Raw genomic sequence first — 1,583 nt, forward strand, 5'->3', positions numbered from 1 at the left:
GCTAGCTCAAACAGCTGGAAGAACACTCGCTTAATCAGAGGAATGACTTTGTTGCACTTGACTTGACAATTGGGGATGAAAATCTTTTTACAAAAATTTTTCATAATTCCCTTGGAGCTTTTCGGAGCTCCATCCTCCTTTTTTATTTTTCTCTTCTATAGAAGTTAATTGTTTAGTAATGTTTCTAACGCTTCCTCAAACTTCTCTTGGTCTAAGTGATCGACAGCCACTCGGGTGACTTCTTGATCCTTGTCCACAAAGTAGATGCTAGGAATCGTTTGGACTTGCAGAGCATCTGCAGCAGATTGGTCGCGATCGTAATAGTAAGGGAAGGTAAAACCTTTATCCTTTATATACTGATCGGCGGACTCTTTAGTCTCCTTACCCTTTTCCATCATGTTCAGCATCACAAAATTGATCTTCTTTCCATATTTCTCATACATCTGCTGAATAATCGGAAGTTGCTGTTGGCAGTGCGGACACCAACTAGCCCACTCTACAACGAGCATCGGTTTCTCATACTGGTTGGAACTTTTCAGTTCTTGATCCTTCTGGTCCGTCATTTTAAATTCTGGTAGTTGTTGACCAACTAGTTCAAGAGCTGTATTCTCTCTACTACTCGCTGTCGTCGTTGCACTATCCAATGGACCTGAACTCTTGTTCCGAACAGGACTGTTGTAATACAACAAACCTATTCCAGACACTACTATGACTCCCACCGCTAGGAAGGGGAGCCACCATCTATCTCTTTTCATATATTCTCCTTGTTTCCCTCGTTAAAAATGTTCTCCGATACACTCTCATATGTACCTTTCTCCTTGGAGCTTCATTTTTTATCTATCTTGTCTAGCTCCCTTCGTAATGATTGATATAGTTCGAAATGAATACGAAATAATTCGACAAAAATATTACGTAGATTACAAGACAATGACACATTTTTAACATTCTATCACTTTTTTGTTATTTGTTCAACAAGTTTAGACGAATCTGTGTATTTTTTTTTTTAGTTTTTTATCTATTGAAACTCAACATACATTAAATCGTCTGACAATTGTCTATTTCCATTGTAATAGCGCCATTTCTGTACCTTCATTTAAATGTTCAAAGAATCATTTAAAATATATTTATTATACCATTCCGGTGGCAAAGCTCTTGCTTTTATATTTTTTCCCTTTTTAGTTTCTTTAGTTCATTTTTTTAATAAATTATATCGGTTTATAATACCATTTTTGTGGCTTTTTAGGTCTTTTTATCCAAGAAAAGGAACTTTTTTAAAAAAGTTTGTGAGAATTCTCCACTTTTTTCAACATTTTTCTACTTTCGTCCATTGTCCCGTCATAGGTTCTGATCTTTACTCGGAGAAAGGCCTGTTAGCCCCTTCTGACCAGGACTTGTCATCACTTGGCATGAACTTGATGTTCGGTATCAAAAAAGATCTAGGAATGATTCCTAGATCTGCGGCCAAACTCCTCGTTTGGAATTAGTCTTTTTTCTTCTTCAAGATATAGGGTAGTGTACAATAAGTTGTGTAAACACAAAAAGGAATAAATCCTGTATAGTAGAGTTGCAACACATTTACTAGA

Annotated in this window: 1 protein-coding gene; it reads right to left on the reverse strand. The window is 36.5% G+C overall.

What is annotated here, in order from left to right:
- Positions 1–164: 164 nt before the first annotated feature.
- Entirely contained in the window at positions 165–755 is a 591-nt protein-coding gene (locus K1J10_RS10475; protein WP_223357323.1) for a TlpA family protein disulfide reductase, read from the reverse strand.
- Between the last annotated feature and the right edge of the window lie 828 nt (positions 756–1,583).

Source organism: Streptococcus australis, from assembly GCF_019930045.1.
Lineage (GTDB): Bacteria > Bacillota > Bacilli > Lactobacillales > Streptococcaceae > Streptococcus > Streptococcus australis_D.

Bases quoted from the DNA above. Each gene is read 5' to 3' on its own strand.
- K1J10_RS10475 (WP_223357323.1), bottom strand. From the start codon at position 755: ATGAAAAGAGATAGATGGTGGCTCCCCTTCCTAGCGGTGGGAGTCATA.